Genomic DNA, 19992 nt, shown 5'->3' with positions numbered 1-19992 from the left:
GTAGGCGAGCCCCCTGGCCGCACCGACCGGCTCACGGGGCAGAACTGACCATCCCGACGGCGACCATCCGCAGCACCGCGCGGCCCTGCTCGGCGCTCGCGGCCAGGTCCACGCTCGCCCGCAGCCGCCAGTCCCGGTCGCCCTCCGGGTCGTCGAGCACCTGGGTCACGTCCCACTGCTCGGGGCCGGCGACGATCGTGGTCATCGACGCCGAGCGGGCCGCCGCGCCGATGCCGAGCTGGTCGTACTCGGCCCAGTACCCGTCGAGGGCGTCGGCCCAGTCGTCGGCGCTCCAACGCTGGTCCTCGGGCAGCGCGGCGTCGAGCTGGGCGAGCCGGTCGTAGTCCTCCCGGGCGGCCAGCTCCACGCGGCGGAACATGGCGTTGCGCACGAGGATCCGGAACGACCGCTCGTTCGCGGTGACCGGCCGGTCTGAGTCGTCGCCGCCGAAGCGGGCCTCCTGTGCATCGTCGAGGCCCGACGGCGCCGGCTCGCCGGGCGCGAGGGTTCCGGTCTGCAGGCCGTTCTGGAGGGCCTCCCACTCGGCCAGGAGCGAGGAGTCCACCTGCCGTACGGCGTCGCCGAGCCACTCGATGATCTCGGTGACCTCCTCCGTGCGGGCGGCCGCCGGGACCATCTGGCGCAGCGCCTTGTAGGCGTCGGTGAGATAGCGCAGGATCACCCCCTCGCTGCGGGCCAGGCCATACCGGGAGATGACCTCGGAGAACGTCATCGCGTTCTCCACCATGTCCCGCACCACCGACTTGGGCTTGAGCTCATAGTCGTCGACCCACGGGTTCGCGGTCCGGTACTCGGCCAGGGCGGCCGACAACAGTTCGGCCAGCGGCTTGGGGTAGGTGATCTCCTCGAGCGCCGCCATCCGCTCCTCGTACTCCAGCCCGTCCGCCTTCATCGCACCGATCGCCTCGCCGCGGGCGGCCTTCTCCTGCGCGATCAGCAGCGGGCGGGGGTTCTCCAGGGTCGCCTCGATCACCGAGACCACGTCCACGGCGTAGTCCGGGTCCTCCGGGTCGAACAGGTCCAGGGCGGCAAGCGCGAACGGGGACAGTGGCGCGTTCAGCGCGAAGTCCGCCGGCACCTCCCGGGTCAGCCGGATCCGGCGCCCGAATGCGTCCGGCTCGGGCAGCTTCTCGACCAGACCCGCGGCGCGCAGGGACCGGTAGATCCCGATCGCGCGGCGCACGTGCAGGTTACGGTCGGTGGGCTCGTCGTGGTTGTCCGTGAACAGCCGGGCCAGGGTGGCGACCGCGTCGTCGTCGCGGCCCAGCACCCCGAGGACCATCGCGTGCGAGACCTGGAACTGGGAGGTGAGCTTCTCCGGCTCGGCGTCGCGCAGGCGCTCGAACGTCTTGTCCGTCCAGTTCACCACGCCGGTGGGCGCCTTCTTGCGGACGATCTTGCGGCGCTTGCGCTCGTCGTTGCCCGCCTTCGCGAGCGCCTTCGCGTTCTCGATGACGTGCTCGGGCGCCTGCACGATCACCTCACCCACGGTGTCGTAGCCGGCCCGGCCGGCCCGCCCGGCGATCTGATGCAGTTCCCGAGCCGACAGGTGGCGCGAGCGGACGCCGTCGTACTTCGTCAGCCCGGTCAGCACCACGGTGCGGATCGGCACGTTGATGCCGACGCCCAGGGTGTCGGTGCCGCAGATCACGCCGAGCAGCCCGGCCTGGGCGAGGCGCTCCACGAGCCGCCGGTAGCGCGGCAGCATGCCGGCGTGGTGCACGCCGATGCCGTGCCGCAGCAGCCGGGACAGGGTGGCCCCGAAGCCCCGGGCGAAGCTGAAGTCGCCGATCGCCTCCGCGATCTGCGCCTTGCGCTCCTTGTTCGCCACCTGGATGGACGTCAGCGACTGCGCCTGTTCGACGGCGGCGGCCTGGGTGAAGTGGACGACGTACACCGGGGCGCGGTGGGTGCCGAGCAGTTCCAGGACGAGCTCGTGCAGCGGCTCGACCGAGTAGGTGAACGTCAGCGGCACCGGGCGCTCGGTGTTCGCGATCACGGCGACCGGCTGGCCCGTGCGCCGGGTGAGGTCCTCGGCGAAGAAGGACACGTCACCGAGCGTCGCGCTCATCAGCACGAACTGGGTGCGCGGGAGTTCCAGCAGGGGGACCTGCCAGGCCCAGCCGCGCTGCGGGTCGGCGTAGAAGTGGAACTCGTCCATGACGACCTGGGCGGCGTCGGTGTCCGGCCCGTCGCGCAGGGCCTGGTTCGCGAGCACCTCGGCGGTGCAGCAGATGATCGGGGCGTCGGTGTTGATGGCCGAGTCCCCGGTCATCATGCCCACCGCGTCCGCGCCGAAGATGTCCACGAGGTCGAAGAACTTCTCGCTCACCAGCGCCTTCAGCGGGGCGGTGTAGTAGGTGCGCTGCCCGCGGGACATCGCCACGTAGTGCGCCGCAACCGCGACCAGGGACTTGCCGGACCCGGTCGGCGTGGACAGGATCACGTGCGCGCCGGTGACGATCTCCAGGAGTGCCTCCTCCTGGTGCGGGTACAACGTGAGGCCACGCGCGAGCGCCCAGTCGGTGAAGGCCTCGACGAGGGCGTCGTCGTCGGTCGGGTCCGCGGGCACCGAGAGCGCGCTGGTGAGTGTCATCCGCCCCATTCTCTCGCGGATCACCCACCGTGTGCGCCGCCGGACCCGACCCCACTGAAGGGTCGGGCGCCACCGGAGTAGGTTCTCTGCACGTGAGCACCACGGAGCACCCGGGCCCGGAGCGGCACGCGTCCTGGCTGGAACTGTTCTTCGACCTGGTCGTGGTCGCGGGCATCGGCACCCTCGCCCACCTGATCCACGCCGACCACGGTGCCGGGGGCCTGGCCCTGTACGCCATCGCGTTCGTCGCGTTCTGGATGGTCTGGGCCTGCTTCACCACCTACGGCAACGTGACGGGCGAGGCCACCCGGGCCCGGCCGATGCTGCTCGGAATGGCTGCGCTCGCGGTGATGATGGCGGCCGTCCCGGAGATCAACGGCGAGCACGCGACGGCGTTCTCGATCGCGTACGTGGTCGGCCGGATCCTCGCGTCCCGCCCGTTCCAGCGCGGCACCGTGGTGCTCGACCTGCCCGTGGTGCAGGCGCTCGGTGGCGTGGTGCCGTGGATGGTGTCCTGGTGGTTCGACGGCACCGTCGTGTACATCCTCTGGGCGCTCGGCCTCGCGATCGACGTGATCGTGCTGCTGGCGATCTCCGGGCCGAGGCTCGCACAGAACGCCCAGGAACGACTCGACGAACTCCGCGGCCGGACCGCCGGCCGGGGTCGCCGGGGACGTCCCGGTCGTCCCGGGCGCCGCGAACCGGCACCGGGCCGCCGCCGCGGTCGGGAACGTCATGGTGATCGGGAACTGCCCGAGACGGTCAGCACCCTCGCCAGCGACGAGCCGCACCTGGGTGAGCGGCTCGGGCTGTTCGTGATCATCGTGCTCGGCGAGGGGCTGATCCAGTCCATCGCCGCCGCCGGAGAGGCCTCCTGGGACGGCAACCTGGCGCTGGCCGGCGCGGGGACGTTCGTGCTGCTGGTCACCCTGTGGGCGCTCGCGGTCCGGGGCGGCTATGCCGGGGTCGCTCTGCTGGGCACCGGCGCCGTGCCGCCGCGGGTGGCCTGGCCGCTGCACCTGGTCAGCAGCGGTGCGCTCGCCACCCTGGTCGCCGTGCTCGGTGGGGTCCTCGCCGCGCCGGAGGAGACCCTCGCGCAGGACGTCCTCTGGATCCTGTTGGTCGCCTTCCTGATCTACGGCCTGGTCGGCACGGCGGTGCACCTGATCCTCGGCGCCCGCGGTCGGGCCCGACACGGGGTCCGCAATGCCCTGCTCCTGGGCGTGCCGACGGTTGTCGCCGCGGCGGTGCTGGCGATCGCCGGGGACGCGCTCACGGCCGGCCGGCAGGTCTGGGTCCTCGCCCTCGCACTGCTGCTGAGCTACCTCGGCTCGGTCCGCGGCATCGAACCACCCGGAGGCACCCAATCCGCGACGGACTGACGCCGATCCACAGGCCGGGACCTGCGGGGCGACAGCGGCTACCACTGGTGCTAGATGTACTACTTCGGAGGTGACCGGTGATGACGACGGTGACGGCAGCGGAGTTCAATCAGCGTCCGAGCCACGTGAAGCGAGCGGCGCAGGACGGCCCTGTGCTCATCACGGATCACAACCGGTCCGCCTTCGTGTTGTTGACCTACAACGAGTACCAACGCCTCCGGGGGACGCCAACGAACCTTGTGGACTGGTTGGAGATGGACGAAGACGTCGAGTTCGAGATCGAGCCGATCGGTCTCGAGGTACGACCCGCAGCGTTGTGATGTACCTGCTCGACACGAACGTCATCAGTGAGTTGCGCCGGCCATCGGGTGATCCAGGCGTGAAGACGTGGGTGTCCCAGCAGAGCGCGGAGAGCCTCGTCATCAGCGTCCTCACGATCATCGAGATCGAGACGGGCATTCTTGCGGTCCGCTGCCGCGATCGCCAGCAGGCTGACGTCATCGAGTGCTGGTTCCAGGATCAAGTGATCACCGGCTTTGCGGATCGGATCCTGCCCATCGATCTCCCGGCTGCCCGACGTGGCTGCGATGCACGTTCCGGATCGGGCACCGGAGCGCGACGCACTCATCGCCGCGACCGCACTGTCCCGAGCGCTCACGGTGGTCGCCAGGAACGTCCGTGACTTCGAGCGGACCGAGGTCGCCTGCCTGAATCCGTGGTCCTCCCAGTGACCGCCCGGGCGAGCCCAATCACGAGACACACGGCGTCCATGACATGATGGCCCGCATGCTGACGACCCGCCGCTCCATGCAGTGGTGGCCCGCCTGACCGGCGGACCACGTTCGAAGCATTCAACGAAACGGCCGCCCACGGGCGGCCGTCGTGTGTTGTGACCGACTGATCGACAGGACTCGTGGGCTCGCATCGAAGGAGTCCCGATGATCAATCTGTCCATGCTCAAGCCCACCGGGCACCTCACGATCGGGAGCCTGCTCGGCGCGCTACGTCCGATGGCCGCCGCGCAGTTCCCGGCTAGTGGGAACGCCTGCTTCTACGGCATCGCCGACCTCCATGCCCTCACAGTCGACCAGGACCCGGCCCGGCTGCGGGCGTTGAGCACCGAGATGGCGCGCCTGCTGCTGGCCGTGGGGCTCGACCGGAGCACACTGTTCGTCCAGAGCCACGTGCCTGCGCACGCCGAGTTGTCCTACCTGCTGGAGTGCACGGCCCACATCGGCGAGCTGAACCGGATGATCCAGTTCAAGGAGAAGGGTCGCAACCGGCCCTCGACTCGCGTCTCACTGTTCACCTACCCGGCGCTCATGGCTGCCGACATCCTGCTCTACCGGCCGACCCACGTGCCGGTCGGCGACGACCAGCGCCAACATGTCGAACTCACGAGGAACCTTGCGCTGCGGTTCAACCGTACCTACGGCGAGGTGTTCAAGGTCCCCGAGATCGTCACGGCGCCGGCCGGTGCACGCGTGATGGACCTGCAGGACCCGACCTCGAAGATGGACAAGTCCCGCGACGACGGCGGCGGGACCATCTACCTGCTCGACCCGCCCGACGTGGTACGCCGGAAGATCGGTCGCGCCGTGACGGACTCGGACGTGGGCGTGGGCTCGGTGCGGCCCGATCGTGAGACCAAGCCCGGAGTGACCAACCTGCTCGACATCCTCGCGGCCTGTGGCGGCTCGGCCGAGGGCATCACGACCTACGGAGCCCTCAAGGCTGCGGTGACCGACGCCGTGATAGCCGAGCTCGAGCCGATCCAGATCCGGTATTCCGAACTCGATCCCGGCGACGTGTCATCGGTGTTCGCGGCCGGCGCCGAGGTATGTCGTCGAGTCACCGCGCCTGTGCTCGCCGAGGCTAGGACTGCGATGGGGTTGGCGTAGATCGCCCATGGTCACCGGCCGGATGAGAGCCGGTGACCACGGACTGAGACGGAATTTGGGCCCGCACGGGCGAGTGGTCGCCGTCGGGAAGACTTGCGGCATGCGCCCCTTCCTCCTGCTCGCCTCCCGCGCGGAGGACGCGGCGGCGGACGAGGAGTACCGCAGCTTGCTGCGCCACGGCGCCCTGGCTCCCGGGGAACTCGTCCGGGTGCGGCTCGAGGCCGGTCAGATGCCGCCGCGGGATCTGACCGAGTACGCCGGGGTGATCATCGGGGGCAGCCCGTTCACCGTGTCCGACGCGCACAAGTCGCCCGTGCAGCGCCGGGTGGAGGCTGACCTCGGTCTCATCGTCGACGAGGTAATCCGCCGCGACCTGCCGATGCTTGCCCTCTGCTACGGCGTCGGGATCGTCGGCGCCCGCGCCGGCGGCGTGGTGGACGCCACGTACGGCGAGCAGACCTCCGCGGCCCGGATCGAGCTGACCCCCGACGGTGTGGCAGACCCGCTGCTGGCAGACCTGCCGACGGCGTTCGAGGCCTACGTGGGGCACAAGGAGGCGGTCACCCGGCTGCCGGCCGGGGCGACCGTCCTCGCGACGTCGGCGACCTGCCCGGTGCAGATGTACCGGCTCGGCCGGCACGGGTACGTCACCCAGTTCCACCCGGAGATGGACCTGGCCTCGGTGACCACCCGGATCGAGGTCTACCGCGACTCCGGCTACTTCGACGCGGCGGAGGTGGCAGCCGTGCTGGACCGGGTCGCGCGGGCAGACGTGACAACCGCCCACGCGCTGGTGCGAGCCTTCGTGCACCGCTACGGCAACGGCGCGACGGCCCGCGCGGACGCGGAGCTGCTCGCGGGCTGAGCCGCCCGGATAGCATCGGATCGTGGTGCGCGCCGGCGTTCCACCCGACGAGGGAGGGCCGCGATATGCGTGCTCGGGGCTGGTGGTCCTGCGTTCCCGTGATCTTCGCGCTGATGCTGGGTGCGTGCTCGGCCGGAGATGGCGGTGGCGACGAGGCGACGACGACCCAGCTCACCGGGGGAGCGGTCGACCTGGCGGTCTCGCCGGAGGGCGAGGCGGTGCTCGCGGAGCTGGCGACGGAGATCGCCGCGGCCGGGGAGTCCGCCCGGCTCGTCCTGAGCGTCGGTGGGTCTCCCGTCTCGGCGGCCGCGGTACCCGAGCCGTTGGAGGACCTCGGCACCGTCCGGATCGGGCTCCCCGAGGGCCTGAACGCCGCGGACGTCGTCGAACTGATCCGGACGAACTGACGACCCGGTCCGACCGTGCAGCTCAACGCCGGTGGGCCGTGAGGATCTCCTCGTTCAGAAGCGGCCACAGTTCGCCGTGCACCTCGGACCGGAACGTGCGGGCGCCGAGGAACGCGGCAACCAGGTCCGCCTCCGGATCCACCCAGACGAAGCTGCCGGACTGCCCGAAGTGCCCGAACGTGGCCGGGGAGTTCGACGCGCCGGTCCAGTGCGGGGTCTTGTGATCGCGGATCTCGTAGCCGAGGCCCCAGTCGTTGTGTTCTTGGCGACCGAACCCGGGCAGCACTCCGGACAGCCCGGGGAACGCCACCGTGCAAGCCGTCTCGCCGAGGTCGGCCGAGATCAACGTCGGCGTCAGCATCTCGAGACCGAGCGCGAGCACGTCGTGGGTGGAGCCGCTCGCCGCGTACGCGGGGCTGCCGTCGAAGCTGACACTGCTCAGCTCCAGCGGCTCGAGCACCGCGGTCCGGGTCCACTCGGGGAACGACACGCCCACGGCCGCAGCGACGTGGTCACCGAGGATGTCGAAGCCCTGGTTCGAGTACACGCGGCGCAGGCCGGGACGCTGCAGCACCGCACCGTCCTCGAACGGCAGCCCGGACGCGTGCGCGAGCAGGTGCCGCACGGTCGAGCCCTCCGGCCCCGCGGGATCGTCGAGCCCGAGCCTGCCCCGGTCCACCGCGACCAGCACCGCGAGGGCCGCCAGCGGCTTCGTGACCGACTTCCACGCGAACACCTCCTCCACGTCGCCGTCGAAACTGAGCACCTCGGACGAGGAGGAGACGGCCAGCGCCACCGGGAAGTCGAACCGGTCCAGGGTGGGATAGGTACTCATGGGGCCCAGCCTGCCACGGTTGTGTCGGGGTCTGCCGCGGGTGCGATTGACTGGGGTGCATGCCCCTCGACTCGCGTCCCGCACCCGTCACCTACCCGCCCGCCCGCCGGTCCGAAACGTTCGACGTCCTGCACGGGGAGCGGGTCGCCGACCCGTACCGCTGGCTCGAGGACCCGGACGCGGCCGAGACGCGGGCCTTCGTGGCGGCGCAGAACGAGCTGAGTGCACCGATCCTCGCCGCGCTGCCCGGACGAGCTGCCTTCTCCGACCTCCTCACCCGGATCCTGCACGCGCCGAGCGTCGGTCTCCCGCACGAACGCCTGGGTCGCACGTTCGCGTGGGTGAACGACGGGACCACGAACCAGGACGTGCTGGTCGTTTCCGATGACGGCGCCGAGCCGTCGCTGGAGTCCCGGGTGCTGCTCGACCCGAACGCGCTGGACGCCACGGGGACGACGGCGGTGACCAGTTGGTCCGTCAGCCCGGACGGTCAGTTGCTCGCGTATGCGGCCGCCGAGGCGGGCTCGGACTGGCGCACGATCCGGGTGCTCGATGTGGCCACCGGCGCGGTCCGACCGGACGAGCTCGCGTGGACGAAGTGGGTCGAGCCCACCTGGCTGCCGGACTCGAGCGGCTTCCTGTACTGGGTGCACGACGCCCCCGCCGGAGCGACCTTCGCCGACGTCACCGAGGCCGGGTACCTGCGGCTGCACCGGCTCGGTGACGCACCGGCCGACGATGTCACGGTGTGGCACCGGCCGGACACACCCAAGCTGTTCGCCTACCCCGACGTCGCGGGCGACTGGCTCGTGATCCGGTACGCCGCCGGATCCTCCGGGCCGAGCGACCTCGCCGTGCGGCGACTCGTGCCGGGGCCGCGAGGGACCGACATCGACCCCGACGAGATCGCCCTGACGTCCGACGCACGCGCCCGGTGGTCGGTCCTCGGGGCCCGGGAGGGCCGGCTCGTGCTGCACACCGACGACGGTGCACCGCGCCGCCGGATCGTCACGGTGGAGCCCGACGGCGTCGGTGCCGATTCGGAGCCGGACTTCCGTGAGCTGGTCGGGGAGTCGGCGGACGCGCTGCTGCCGGAGTCCGTCCTCACCGCGGACGGCCTTGCGCTGGTCTACTCGCGGGACGCCACGCACCGCGTGGTGCTCGCCCCGTTCGAGCCGGCGGGGGACGCGGTCGCATCGGTGACCCTCGCCGCGCAGCGCCGCGCCGTCGACCTCGGCGAGTCCGTGACCGTGGCGGCGATCGACGCGGAGGAGGGATCCGCCGTCGTGCATGTGCGCACCGTCTCCTTCACGGACGCCGGGACCAACCACCGGGTGGTCACGTCGCCGTCGCCCAAGCACCGCGTCCTGGCCCGACCTGGTGGTGCCTTCGACGTCGGCGAGGTGTCCGTGACCCGCCCACGGGCGACGTCCGCGGACGGCACCGAGGTGCCGATGTTCCTCGTCCGACGTGCGGACTCCGCGGACTCCGCGGACTCCGCCGATGCTGCCGGCGGCGCGCCGCAGCCCACCCTCCTGTACGGCTACGGCGGTTTCCGGATCGAGGTGAACCCGGAGTTCCGGGCGATCTTCGTCGCCTGGGTCGCCGCCGGCGGCACGCTCGCGGTCGCGACCCTGCGTGGCGGCGGGGAGTACGGCGAGGACTGGCACGAGGCGGGCACGAAGGACCGCAAGCAGAACGTGTTCGACGACCTGTACGCCTGCGCCGAGTGGCTGCGCTCATCCGGCACGGCGTCGCAGATCGCGGTCCATGGTCGGTCCAACGGCGGGCTCCTCGTCGGCGCCGCGATGACCCAGCGTCCCGAGCTGTGGGCGGCCGCGCTGCCCACGGTCGGCGTGCTCGACATGCTGCGGTTCCACCTGTTCACGGTCGGCTGGGCCTGGCGCAGCGACTACGGGGACCCTGACGATCCCGCGGACTTCCCGGCGCTGCACGCCTACTCGCCGCTGCACCGGGTGCGCAGCGACGTCGCCTACCCGCCGACGCTCATCTGCACCGGTGACCACGACGACCGTGTGGTCCCGGCGCACTCGCTGAAGTTCGGGGCCGAACTCCAGCACGCCGGGTCAGGCGGGTCCGGGCCGGTGCTCTTGAGAATCGACACCCGCGCCGGGCATGGCATGGGCAAGCCGAAGGACGCCCAGGTGGCGGAGTTCGCCGACCAGCTCGCGTTCGCCGCCCAGCACACCGGCCTCGAGGTGGAGGCGCCGCCTACTCCATGAGCTCGCGGTTGGTCCGCGACCAGGCGACCCGGTCGGCGAGCACGTCGAGGTAGCCCTCGCCCACCCACCTCGCTTGGGGTTGCACGCCGGCGTCCGCGAGCGCTCGGACGTGGTCGACGGTCTGGGCCTGACGCCGGATGACGGCGTCGACGAGGCCTGCGGTCGAGTCGAGTCCGTACGCCCTCGCAAACACCTCGATCCGTCGACGCCGGTCCGGCGGCACCTCGAACCCGTGCCAGCGCACCGCCTCGGCGTCGTCCCGGAACGGCGCGAGATACTCGAGCGCATACGCGACGTCGTCGAGTGCAGGGCCTGGATAGGCCTGGTCCCAGTCGAAGAGGCCGGTTGCGGTGCCGCCCGTCCAGGTCATGTTCCACGGACCGGGGTCGCCGTGGCAGATCACGAAGGGTGCGCCAGTCGTGTCCGTGCTGGGCGGGCGTGACCACCGAGCGCCCGGCGGCGGACGCCATCCGCGGGTCGCGTCATGCACGACCCGCAGGAGTCGGCCGGCCGACGCCAACCCCCGTTCGGTCGCCTGGTGCGGCCAGCAGGCCGGCCCGGCCTCGCCCGGCACCAGGCGGACGGTCTCCACGGCGCCGTCGATGCCGAGCGGTTCGGGGACCGCGCCGGCGAGTCCGTTCGCGCTCAGGTGGCGCAGCAGGGCCTGCACGGTGGGCGTCCAGACCTGCGCCGGGCGGTGCACGACGTCGCCGACGACCGCAACCCGTGGCTCCTCCGATTCGCTCACCCGATCAGTTCACCCCGTCGGCCAGCGGGACCCGCCCGGCCGCCGCAGCGGCGCGCACGGTGTCGTAGTCGCGCCGGGACTGATCGGCGTAGGCGTGCGCCCAGGCCGTGATCGCGTCGGTCAGCGCGCCGCCGCTGCCGATGTAGCCGACCACCCCGCTCGCGGTGGGGCTCTGCGCGTGTGCGCGCGCCAGGATGGCCGCGCAGGCGGCGACGTACTGCCGGAACGTGTCCGCGTCCAGGTCGCCGAGGTCGACCGACCCCTTCATGTCGTGGAACTGACGCAGGTAATAGTCCCGGCCGCCCACCTGCACGTGCCCGAGGTAGGGGTCGGAGACCCCCTGGAGCACGCGCTGCAGCGCCACGACCCGCAGCCCGTTGCCCCGCCCGGCGATCCCGCGGACGATCCGTTGCGGCTGCTCGGCCCGCCCGTACCGGACCAGGACCGACTCGGTCGCCTCCTTCACCTGCAGGAGCAGGACGTCGTCGTCGGCGCCGCCCATCAACTGCAGGAAGGACCGGGTGCCCACGCTGCCGACGCCGACCACCCGACGCACGAGGTCCAGGGGCCGGTACTGGCTCACGACGAGGGCCACGTCGACGTTCATGCTCGAGAGCACGCGGTCGACGATGTCCGTCATGGCCTCGGCGGCGTCCGCACCCAGGTGCGCCATCGTCGGCGGGTTCTCGATGAACCGGAGCCGGCCGTCGGGGCCGCGCTCGGTGGTCCGCCGGACCGCGCGGCCGCCGGTGCGCTTGCGCGCCCGCGTGACCGCGTCCTGCAGGGCCGTGCGGGTGGCCTTGTCGAGCCATCGCCCGGCCTTGGCGGTCCCGGTGTGCATGAAGTAGCGCGCCGTCGGCGAGAGGGCAGTGATATCGGCGAGGGCCGTCGCGTACGTGCGCAGGGCCTCGCGGGCGGTCCGCTCGATGTCGGCGCCGTCGTACCCGGCGTGGCGTCCCCTGACGACGGCGCTCGTCACCAGGCGTTTGAGGTCCCAGTCCCATGGTGCGGCGTCGGCCAGGTCGAGGGCCATCAGGCCCGCGCTCCCGCGGTAGAACGCGAACGGGTCCTGCAGCATCCGCGCCATCCGGAGCGGCACGAGGTCGGGCACCCGGTCGGCGTTCTGCTCGGTGAGGTGCGCGACCGGGTCCCGGTACGGCGTCATGAAGGTGCCGAGCGAGCGACGTGGCGCGGACTTGCGTGCCTGCCGCCCCGCGGTGGGCGGCGTTGCGGGTCGGGTGCCGCAGGGTCCAGTCGTGGCCGGTCACGAGCCCATCATTCACCCTGCGCCGGCTCGCCCGCGGGAGTCAGGGCCCCCGGTCGCCTCAACCGATGCGGCGGTAGGTCATCCCGAGCGTCTTCTCGTCATGGGGCGGCACGTGCAGGCCGTACAGGGCGGCGAGCGCATCCGTTGCCTCCGGCAACCGGCCCTGCGTGGCGAGGTCGCGGACCCGGGCCGTGGGGGAGTGCACCAACACGCCGGCGAAGTGCCGCAGCGCGCGCTCCACCTCCTCGGTGTGCTCACCGCGGGCGCGGGCTCGAGCCAGTTCGGCCTCGAGGAGTTCCTCGATGCGACCGCGGTAGGCCACGATCGCGGGAGCCGCGGTCTCGGCGGCGGTGCGGGTCTCGTACTCCCGGGTCGCGGCAGCCACCAGGTCGTGGGCCTGGGCGCTCGCGTTCAGTTCCGCGACCGGGGCGTGCAGGCTGATCGTCTCCAGGTCGAGCAGATCCACGCCGGGCAACCCGGTGACGTCCTTGGTGACGTTGCCGGGCAGCCCGAGGTCGATGATCAGCAGGGGCCGCTCACCGCGGCGGGCGGGTGCGAGCCGCCCGGCGTCCAGGGCGACCTGGTTCGTGGAGGTGATGATGAGGTCCGCCCGGCCGAGCGCGGCCGGCACCTCGCCCGCACCGACCGGTCGCACCCCCTCCCGGCTCGCGAACTGCTGCTCACGCCCGGACGGGGAGGCCACGTCCACGGTGCTCACCCCGCGCTCGCGCAGCGCGGCGAGCGTGGTGCGTGCGTAGGCGCCGGTGCCGATGATCAGCACCCGGGCGCCGGCCCACTGCGGGATCCGGCTCTCGGTGAGGTCAAGGGCCAGGCGGACCATGGACCGTCCCGCCGCGTTGATCCCGGTCGTGTTCTTCACCCCGCGCGAGGTGGTCGAGGCCATCTGGAACAGGCGCTCCAGGGCGGTCGTGGTGGCGCCGGCCGCGCGGGCATCGGCCAGGGCACGGCGTACCTGACCGGCGATCTCGTCCTCGCCGACCACCACGGAGTCGAGGCCGCTGGCGACCGCGAACAGGTGCGCGGCGACCCGGCTGGAGCTCATCGTCCGGGACCGGGCGCGCAGTTCGCCGGGATCGATTCCGGCCGCGGTGGCGAGGCGCTCGATGGCGGTGCTCACCGCCGCGTCGATCTGCGCCTCGGTCTGGGCCGCGACGTCCAGATAGGCCTCGACCCGGTTGCAGGTGGTGACCAGCACGGCGCCCTGCACCCCGTCGTCAGCGAGGTGTGCGGCCGGGTCCGGATGGGCGGCCGTGAGTCGTTCGAGGACCGCGAAGCTCGCGGTTCGATGACTCGCACTCACGCACACCAGCACGCGGCCATGCTACGACCGTCGCGTTTCCAACGTGCGAACAGGTTGTCAGATCGTGGTGGAGATGGACCCGACACAGGAGCGCAGCGCCGCGGCGAGTGGACCCGGTCGGGACACCATGCCCATGTGCCCGCCCGGCACGGCGGTGACCCGGAGACCGAGTCGCTGCGCGGCCACGCGCCGTTGGAAGGGCAGCGGGAAGAGGCGGTCCTCGGCGAACCCGAGCACGTGGGTGGCGACCTCCGGCCAGTGCGTCATCGGCCACGTCTGTTCGAACGGGGTTGCTGACTGTGGCCGATCCCACAACTGAGCCTGCTCCGACTGGGCCGGGGTGAGGTCGTGGTAGAAGACGTCGGCCATGGACTCCTCGCCCGGCCGACCGGCCGCCGCGGCCGCGTCTGCCTGGGCCTGTTCCTGGCCGGTCGCGGCCCACCAGTCCGCAGGTGACTCGCCCGGTTGCGGCACCATCGCAGAGAGCAGCACGAGCAGGTCGACGGGGCGCCGGGCGCACACCAGTGGAGCGGTGAAGGCGCCGAACGAGTGCGCCACCAGGACCACGTCGGCATGCCCAGCCAGGGCGTCCACGGTCACGTCGGCGTAGGTGTTGAAGTCGGCGCCATCGTCACTGCTGGGCAGGTCGACGGCGACCGAGTCGAACCCGAGCGCGTCCAGTGCTCTCTGGGTGGGGGCCCAGTACGCAGGGTCACAGCCGGCGCCGGGGATGAGCCCGAACAGGGTCATGGGATCGCCTCCAAGGCTTCGACGTCCAGTGTGAGCGTGCCGACGGCGGGCAGCAAGGGGCCTCCGTGCGCAGCCATGCGGGCCGTGGTCACGACACTCGTGCCGGTGATGTCAGAATCAGACGCGTGAGCCTCCTGCCCGCCGACCACCCGCTCACGGGTGCCACGGCCTCCTCGCCCCTCGTCCGCGCCTATTCCGGCGAGCGCCCGCCGGTCACGCCGGTGTGGTTCATGCGGCAGGCCGGTCGCTCGCTGCCGGAGTACCGCGCCCTGCGCACCGGGACCCGGATGCTTCAGGCGTGCCTCGAACCGGATCTGGTCACCGAGATTAGTTTGCAGCCGGTTCGTCGACACGGCGTGGACGCCGCGATCTTCTTCAGCGACATCGTGGTCCCGTTGCGCCTGATCGGCGTGGACGTGGACATCGTGCCCGGCAAGGGTCCGGTGCTGGCGAACCCGGTCCGGACCGCTGCGGATGTCGCCGCGCTTCGCGCGCTCACGCCCGACGGCGTCCCCGGCGGTCTGTTCGAGCCCGTCACCACCGCAGTGGGACAGTTGGTCCGCGAACTCGGCGGCACCCCGTTGATCGGGTTCGCCGGGGCGCCGTTCACGCTCGCCGCCTACCTGGTGGAGGGTGGCCCGTCGAAGGACCAGCTGGCCGCACGCACGCTCATGCACGGCGCCCCCGAGGTGTGGGCCGACCTGATGTCCTGGCTCGCCGAGCTCACCGGTGCGTTCCTGCTCGCGCAGGTCCGGGCCGGTGCGTCCGCGGCCCAGCTGTTCGACTCCTGGGCCGGCGGCCTGTCCCTGGCCGACTACCGCGCGCGGGTGGCGCCGCAGTCGGCGGCCGCGCTCGCGCCGGTCCGCGAGCTCCAGGTGGCCGGTGCGGCCTCGAACGACGGCCGGGTCCCGACGGTGCACTTCGGGGTCGGCACCGGGCACCTGCTCGGGGCCATGCACGAGGTCGGTGTGGATGTGGTCGGCGTCGACTACCGCACCCCGTTGGACACGGCCGCCGCGGCCCTGCCCGGGGTGCCGCTGCAGGGCAACGTCGACCCGGCCCTGCTCGCCGCCCCATGGCCGGTGCTGGAGGCGCATGTCCAGGACGTGCTCGCCCGCGGCACCTCCGCCCCGGCGCACGTGCTCAACCTCGGACACGGGGTGCCACCCGAGACCGACCCGACCGTGCTCACCCGGATCGTGGAGACGGTGCACGCCGCCTCCGGCCGATGAGCACCGCCGAGACCGCCGGAGCAACTGCCGCGGAAGCGTCGGACATCTCGTCGACGGCCGAGCTCGTGGTCATCGGCGGCGGCGTCGCCGGACTGGTGGCGGCCTGGGAGGCGGCCCGCGCCGGTCGGTCCGTGACGGTCCTCGAGGCTGCCACCTCCTTCGGAGGCATGGTCGGGATGCACCGGGTGGGTGGGGTGGCCCTGGACGCGGGTGCCGAGAGCTTCGCGACGCGGGGCGGGACCGTCGCCGCGCTCCTGGGTGACCTCGGCCTCGCGGACCAGATCGTGACGCCGACCCGCGTGCCCGCTCGGGTCCATCACGACGGGGTCTCCCGGCCGATGCCCGCCACCGGGGTGCTGGGCATCCCGACCGAACTCGACGCGCCCGGCCTGGCCGAGGTCCTCGGCGCGGACGGTCTGGCCCGGGCGCGCCGGGACCTGGAACTGCCCGTCGAGGTGACCGGCGCCCGGCCCGGCGTCGGCGCGTCCGTCGCGGCATCGTCGGGACGTGTTCCGATCAGCCTGGCCGCCCTGGTCACGGCCCGCATGGGGGAGGCGGTCACGGACCGGCTGCTGCGCCCGGTGGTCCGCGGCGTGCACTCGGTCGAACCCGAGGAACTGGCCGCCACCGACCTGCTCCCCGGCGTCCTGGACCGGGTCGCCGAGACCGGGTCGCTGGCCGCCGCCCTCGCCGGAATCCGCGCTGCCGCACCGGCCGGCAGCGCCGTGCAGGGCCTGCGCGGCGGCATCCACCGGCTCGTCGCCGCCCTCGTCGCCGACCTGACCCGGCTGGGCGCCGACCTGCGGACGGACGCCGCGGTCGCCGCGCTCACGCCCGACGGCGGTGGCTGGATCGTGCGCACCGCGTCCGCCACCTTACGGGCGGACCGGGTGCTGCTCGCCTGTGCGCCGCATGCCTGGGCGTTCCTGCGCCCGGTTCCCGAGCACGCCCCGTGGGCGCCACGCCCGGGCGCCGGCGGCGCCCCACGCGGCGCGACCCGGTCCCTGGCGACGCTGGCGGCGGACTGGCCCTCGCCGTCGGGCGTGGACCTGGTCACCCTCATGCTCGACGCGTCCGCACTGCCCGAGCACCCCCGCGCGGGCGTGCTCGTGGCCGTGCCCGGTCGCGGCGCGAAGGCGCTCACCTACGCGAGCGCCAAGTGGGACTGGCTCGGGCAGGCGGCCGGCCCGGACCGGGCCATCATCCGGCTCTCCTATGCGGCCGGGATCGCGGGCGAGGACCCGGAGGCCCGGGCCACGCTCGCGCTCGCCGATGCCGGCCGGCTGCTCGGGATCACGCTCGGGTCGCGCGCGCTCGTCGACCATGCCCGGGTGTCCCTGGTCCTGCCCCGCCCGGTGCGGGCGTGGGGGATGTCACACCACGTCGACCGGGCGCGCGCAGCGGTCGCCACGGACGACTCGCTCGACCTGGCCGGCACCTGGATCGCGGGCACGGGTCTGGCGTCGGTGATCGCGGACGCACGGGCCGCGGGGGAGCGGGTCTCGGGGTTCTGACGAACCGTCGTGATCGGCATTCTGGTGCGGGTTTATGGTGATCGGGTGACCACCGACAGCAACGTTTCCAACCCTCCGCACGCGGGCGCCGAGGAGAACCCCTCCGGGTACACCCTGTGGGCCGTCCTGCGCCGTGACCCCCACCGCGACCCCGACGTCTCCGAGGACGCCGTCGCCGAGGTCGAGGCCACGATCGAGCGTCTGGCCGCCGCCGGCGTCACCACCCGCGGGCTGTACGACGTCTCCAGCATCAAGGCGGACGCGGACGCCATGATCTGGATCCACGGCAACCGCGCCGAGGACCTCCAGGCCGGACTGCGGGACCTGCGCCGCACCGCGCTGCTGAACACCCTGCTGCCCACCTGGAACACGCTCGGCATGCACCGGGAGGCGGAGTTCAACGCCAGGCACGTGCCCGCCTTCCTGCGCGGCAAGGACCCTGCCGGCTGGCTGACCGTCTACCCGTTCGTGCGCTCGCACGGCTGGTACCTGCTGCCCGAGGACGAACGCCGCCAGATGCTGGCCGACCACGGCCGCCGCGGTTCGCAGTTCCGGTCCGTGCTCTCCAACACCGTGGCCGCCTTCGCGCTCGGCGACTACGAGTGGATCCTTGCCCTCGAGGACGACGACCTGGCGAACCTGGTGGACCTGATGCGAGACCTGCGCTACACCGATGCCCGACTGCATGTGCGCGAGGAGACCCCGTTCTACACCGGCCGCCGGGTCAGCGCCGCCGAACTCGCGCGGGTGCTCGCGTGAGCGTCGACGCGCGCGCCCCGCGCGGCCGCAAACCTGCTCCCGCCACCTCCGCGCCGATGGCGCCGGGCGCCGTCGTCGCGGCGGCCACGCCGGCCGCCCGGACCGGTCCCGAGCACGTCACCGAACCGGTCGCCTACGACGCGATCCTGCTGGCCGGGTTCGGCGGACCGGAGGGGCAGGACGACGTGCTGCCGTTCCTGCGCAACGTCACCGCCGGGCGCGGCATCCCGGACGAGCGGCTGGAGGAGGTCGCCCACCACTACCGGGCGTTCGGGGGCGTCAGCCCCATCAACGGCCACAACCGCCAGCTCAAGGCCGCCCTCGAGGCCGAGCTCGCCGGACGCGGCCTCGACCTGCCGGTCCACTGGGGCAACCGGAACTGGGACCCCTACCTCAATGACGCGCTCCGGGAGGCGGACGCCGCGGGGCACCGCCGCCTGCTCGCCATCCCGACCAGCGCGTACTCCTCCTACTCCAGCTGTCGGCAGTACCGCGAGGACCTCGCCGACGCGCTCGAGGACACCGGCCTCGGCGACGTCCTCGAGATCGACAAGGTGCGCCAGTACTTCGACCACCCGGGCTTCGTGGCCCCGTTCGTCGACGGTGTCGCGGCCGGCCTGGCCACGCTGCGCGAGCACGGCGCGAGCACCATCGAGGTGCTGTTCGCGACCCACTCGATCCCGATGGGCGACGCGCAGCGCTCCGGCCCCGCCGAACTCGGCCTGGGCGACGGCGGCGCGTACGCCGCGCAGCACCGTGCGGTCGCCGAGGTGGTCATGGAGGCGATCGGCGAACCGGAGACTCCCTGGCAGCTCGTCTACCAGTCCCGCTCCGGCCCGCCCAGCCAGCCCTGGCTCGAGCCGGACGTCAACGACGCCATCGCCGAACTCCCGGCCAAGGGCGTCGACGGTGTGGTGATCGTGCCGCTCGGGTTCCTCTCCGACCACATGGAGGTCGCCTGGGACCTGGACACCGAGGCCCTCGAGACCGCCGGCGAACACGGGATCGACGCCGTCCGGGTGCCGACCCCGGGCATCCACCCCAGGTTCGTCAGCGGCCTGGTGGACCTCGTCGTCGAACGGCTCCGGGGCACCTCGGTCGCGGACCGGCCCGCGCTGACCTCCCTCGGTCCCTGGTACGACGTGTGCCGTCCCGGGTGCTGCGAGAACGCCCGGCGGGGCTTCCGGCCGGCGGTGGCCGGGCTGGCGCCGTGACCGACACGGCCGGGCGGCACGTCGGGACAGTGGCCCGCATCGGCACCCGCGCGTCCCGGCTCGCCCGGACCCAGACGCAGACCGTGGCCGCCGCCCTGACCGTCGCCGGACTGGCCACCGAACTGGTGCCGATGACCAGCGAGGGCGATCGCAACCGGGCCTCACTGGCCTCCCTCGGCGGCACCGGCGTGTTCGCCGCCGCCTTGCGGACCGCGCTGCTGGCGGGGGAGTGCGATGCCGTGGTGCACTCCCTCAAGGACCTGCCGACGACCCCGCACCCGGGGCTGGTCGTGGCCGCGACCCCGGTCCGCGAGGACGCCCGCGACGCCCTCTGCGCCCGCGACGGGCTCACCCTGGCCACGTTGCCGCCCGGGGCTCGGGTGGGCACCGGGTCCCCGCGGCGGGCCGCGCAGTTGCACACCGCCAGGCCGGACCTGGAGGTCGTGGACATCCGCGGGAACGTCGACACCCGGCTCGGCTTCGTCGCCGACGGTGAACTCGACGCCGTGATCCTCGCCGCCGCCGGGCTGCGCCGGATCGGGCGCGCCGATGCGATCACCGCCGAACTCGACCTCGACACCTGGCCGGGCGCGCCCGGCCAGGGTGCGCTCGCCGTCGAGATCCGGGAGACCGACGCCACCGGCACCGCCCTGGCCGCGGCGCTCGCCGGCATCCACGACTCCGACGCCTGGGCCGCGGTCACCGCCGAGCGGGCCCTGCTCGCCGCCCTCGAGGCCGGCTGTGCCGCACCCGTCGGGGCCACGGCCACCGCGAGCGACGGCGTCCTGACCGTTTCCGGGACGGCCTACCGCCCCGGTGGGGGTGAGTCCCGTACCGCCGCCGCGACCGGCCGTCCGGACGAGGCCGCGGCGCTCGGCCGCGCCGTCGCCGCGGATCTGCTGGCCGCGGGTGCCGGCGCCTGGATCGCGGGCTGAGG

18 protein-coding genes are annotated in these 19992 nt (G+C 72.7%); 12 read left to right on the top strand and 6 right to left on the bottom strand.

What is annotated here, in order from left to right; genetic code table 11:
• Positions 1–31 precede the first annotated feature (31 nt).
• Positions 32–2617, bottom strand: coding sequence for a DEAD/DEAH box helicase (locus EXU48_RS06235; protein ID WP_133106784.1), 2586 nt, complete (start codon positions 2615–2617; stop codon positions 32–34).
• Between the two features lie 92 nt (positions 2618–2709).
• Between EXU48_RS06235 and EXU48_RS06230 the strand changes: the two genes are divergently transcribed.
• The 6 genes from EXU48_RS06230 to EXU48_RS06205 all read left to right on the top strand — a co-directional run bounded on the left by EXU48_RS06230 (position 2710) and on the right by EXU48_RS06205 (position 7172).
• Positions 2710–3999 (top strand): low temperature requirement protein A, encoded by a 1290-nt coding sequence (locus EXU48_RS06230; protein ID WP_165962700.1) that lies wholly within the window; start codon positions 2710–2712, stop codon positions 3997–3999.
• Positions 4000–4079: 80 nt separating this feature from the next.
• Entirely contained in the window at positions 4080–4319 is a 240-nt protein-coding gene (locus EXU48_RS06225; RefSeq protein WP_133106782.1) for a type II toxin-antitoxin system Phd/YefM family antitoxin, read from the top strand.
• Positions 4319–4681, top strand: coding sequence for a PIN domain-containing protein (locus tag EXU48_RS06220; protein WP_235856872.1), 363 nt, complete (start codon positions 4319–4321; stop codon positions 4679–4681). The genes EXU48_RS06225 and EXU48_RS06220 overlap by 1 nt, the downstream gene beginning before the upstream one ends.
• 256 nt (positions 4682–4937) lie before the next feature.
• Positions 4938–5900: a tryptophan--tRNA ligase gene (gene trpS / locus EXU48_RS06215; protein WP_133106781.1), complete on the top strand. Its 963-nt coding sequence runs from the start codon at positions 4938–4940 to the stop codon at positions 5898–5900.
• Between the two features lie 100 nt (positions 5901–6000).
• Positions 6001–6765 carry a glutamine amidotransferase gene (locus EXU48_RS06210; protein WP_133106780.1) on the top strand — a complete coding sequence of 255 codons (765 nt, stop codon included), beginning with the start codon at positions 6001–6003 and terminating at the stop codon, positions 6763–6765.
• Between the two features lie 65 nt (positions 6766–6830).
• Complete coding sequence (locus tag EXU48_RS06205; protein WP_133106779.1) at positions 6831–7172, top strand: hypothetical protein; 342 nt, start codon at positions 6831–6833, stop codon at positions 7170–7172.
• 22 nt (positions 7173–7194) lie between these two features.
• Here the strand turns inward: EXU48_RS06205 and EXU48_RS06200 are convergent, their stop codons facing one another.
• Complete coding sequence (locus tag EXU48_RS06200; RefSeq protein ID WP_133106778.1) at positions 7195–8007, bottom strand: serine hydrolase domain-containing protein; 813 nt, start codon at positions 8005–8007, stop codon at positions 7195–7197.
• Between the two features lie 59 nt (positions 8008–8066).
• On the opposite strand from EXU48_RS06200, the gene EXU48_RS06195 reads away from it, so the two are divergent.
• Positions 8067–10250 carry a prolyl oligopeptidase family serine peptidase gene (locus EXU48_RS06195; protein ID WP_133106777.1) on the top strand — a complete coding sequence of 728 codons (2184 nt, stop codon included), beginning with the start codon at positions 8067–8069 and terminating at the stop codon, positions 10248–10250.
• On the opposite strand, the gene EXU48_RS06190 is transcribed toward EXU48_RS06195, so the two are convergent.
• The 4 genes from EXU48_RS06190 to EXU48_RS06175 all read right to left on the bottom strand — a co-directional run bounded on the left by EXU48_RS06190 (position 10240) and on the right by EXU48_RS06175 (position 14336).
• Positions 10240–10998: a phosphotransferase gene (locus tag EXU48_RS06190; RefSeq protein ID WP_133106776.1), complete on the bottom strand. Its 759-nt coding sequence runs from the start codon at positions 10996–10998 to the stop codon at positions 10240–10242. The two genes, EXU48_RS06195 and EXU48_RS06190, sit on opposite strands and share 11 nt — an antisense overlap.
• Before the next feature lie 4 nt (positions 10999–11002).
• Positions 11003–12163 (bottom strand): DUF2252 family protein, encoded by a 1161-nt coding sequence (locus EXU48_RS06185; protein WP_133106775.1) that lies wholly within the window; start codon positions 12161–12163, stop codon positions 11003–11005.
• Positions 12164–12323: 160 nt separating this feature from the next.
• Positions 12324–13586 carry a glutamyl-tRNA reductase gene (locus EXU48_RS06180; RefSeq protein WP_235856871.1) on the bottom strand — a complete coding sequence of 421 codons (1263 nt, stop codon included), beginning with the start codon at positions 13584–13586 and terminating at the stop codon, positions 12324–12326.
• Between the two features lie 57 nt (positions 13587–13643).
• Positions 13644–14336, bottom strand: a complete 693-nt coding sequence (locus EXU48_RS06175; RefSeq protein WP_133106773.1) for an alpha/beta fold hydrolase — start codon at positions 14334–14336, stop codon at positions 13644–13646.
• A 125-nt stretch (positions 14337–14461) separates the two neighbouring features.
• Between EXU48_RS06175 and hemE the strand changes: the two genes are divergently transcribed.
• The 5 genes from hemE to hemC are packed head-to-tail and all read left to right on the top strand — an operon-like array spanning position 14462 to position 19990.
• Entirely contained in the window at positions 14462–15568 is a 1107-nt protein-coding gene (hemE, locus tag EXU48_RS06170) for a uroporphyrinogen decarboxylase (protein ID WP_133106772.1), read from the top strand.
• Positions 15565–17082: a protoporphyrinogen/coproporphyrinogen oxidase gene (locus tag EXU48_RS06165; protein ID WP_133106771.1), complete on the top strand. Its 1518-nt coding sequence runs from the start codon at positions 15565–15567 to the stop codon at positions 17080–17082. Before hemE ends, EXU48_RS06165 begins: the two co-directional genes overlap by 4 nt.
• Before the next feature lie 45 nt (positions 17083–17127).
• Entirely contained in the window at positions 17128–17841 is a 714-nt protein-coding gene (gene hemQ / locus EXU48_RS06160) for a hydrogen peroxide-dependent heme synthase (RefSeq protein WP_133106770.1), read from the top strand.
• Between the two features lie 56 nt (positions 17842–17897).
• Entirely contained in the window at positions 17898–19055 is a 1158-nt protein-coding gene (locus EXU48_RS06155) for a ferrochelatase (protein WP_133107106.1), read from the top strand.
• Positions 19052–19990 carry a hydroxymethylbilane synthase gene (gene hemC, locus EXU48_RS06150; RefSeq protein WP_133106769.1) on the top strand — a complete coding sequence of 313 codons (939 nt, stop codon included), beginning with the start codon at positions 19052–19054 and terminating at the stop codon, positions 19988–19990. The genes EXU48_RS06155 and hemC overlap by 4 nt, the downstream gene beginning before the upstream one ends.
• The last annotated feature ends 2 nt before the right edge of the window (positions 19991–19992 follow it).

Origin of the sequence: Occultella glacieicola, from assembly GCF_004353825.1 — a bacterium.
In the GTDB taxonomy this organism is placed as follows: Bacteria; Actinomycetota; Actinomycetes; order Actinomycetales; family Beutenbergiaceae; genus Occultella; species Occultella glacieicola.
Note: the sequence above shows the minus strand (reverse complement) of the source record. Positions and strands in the feature narration are given on the sequence as shown.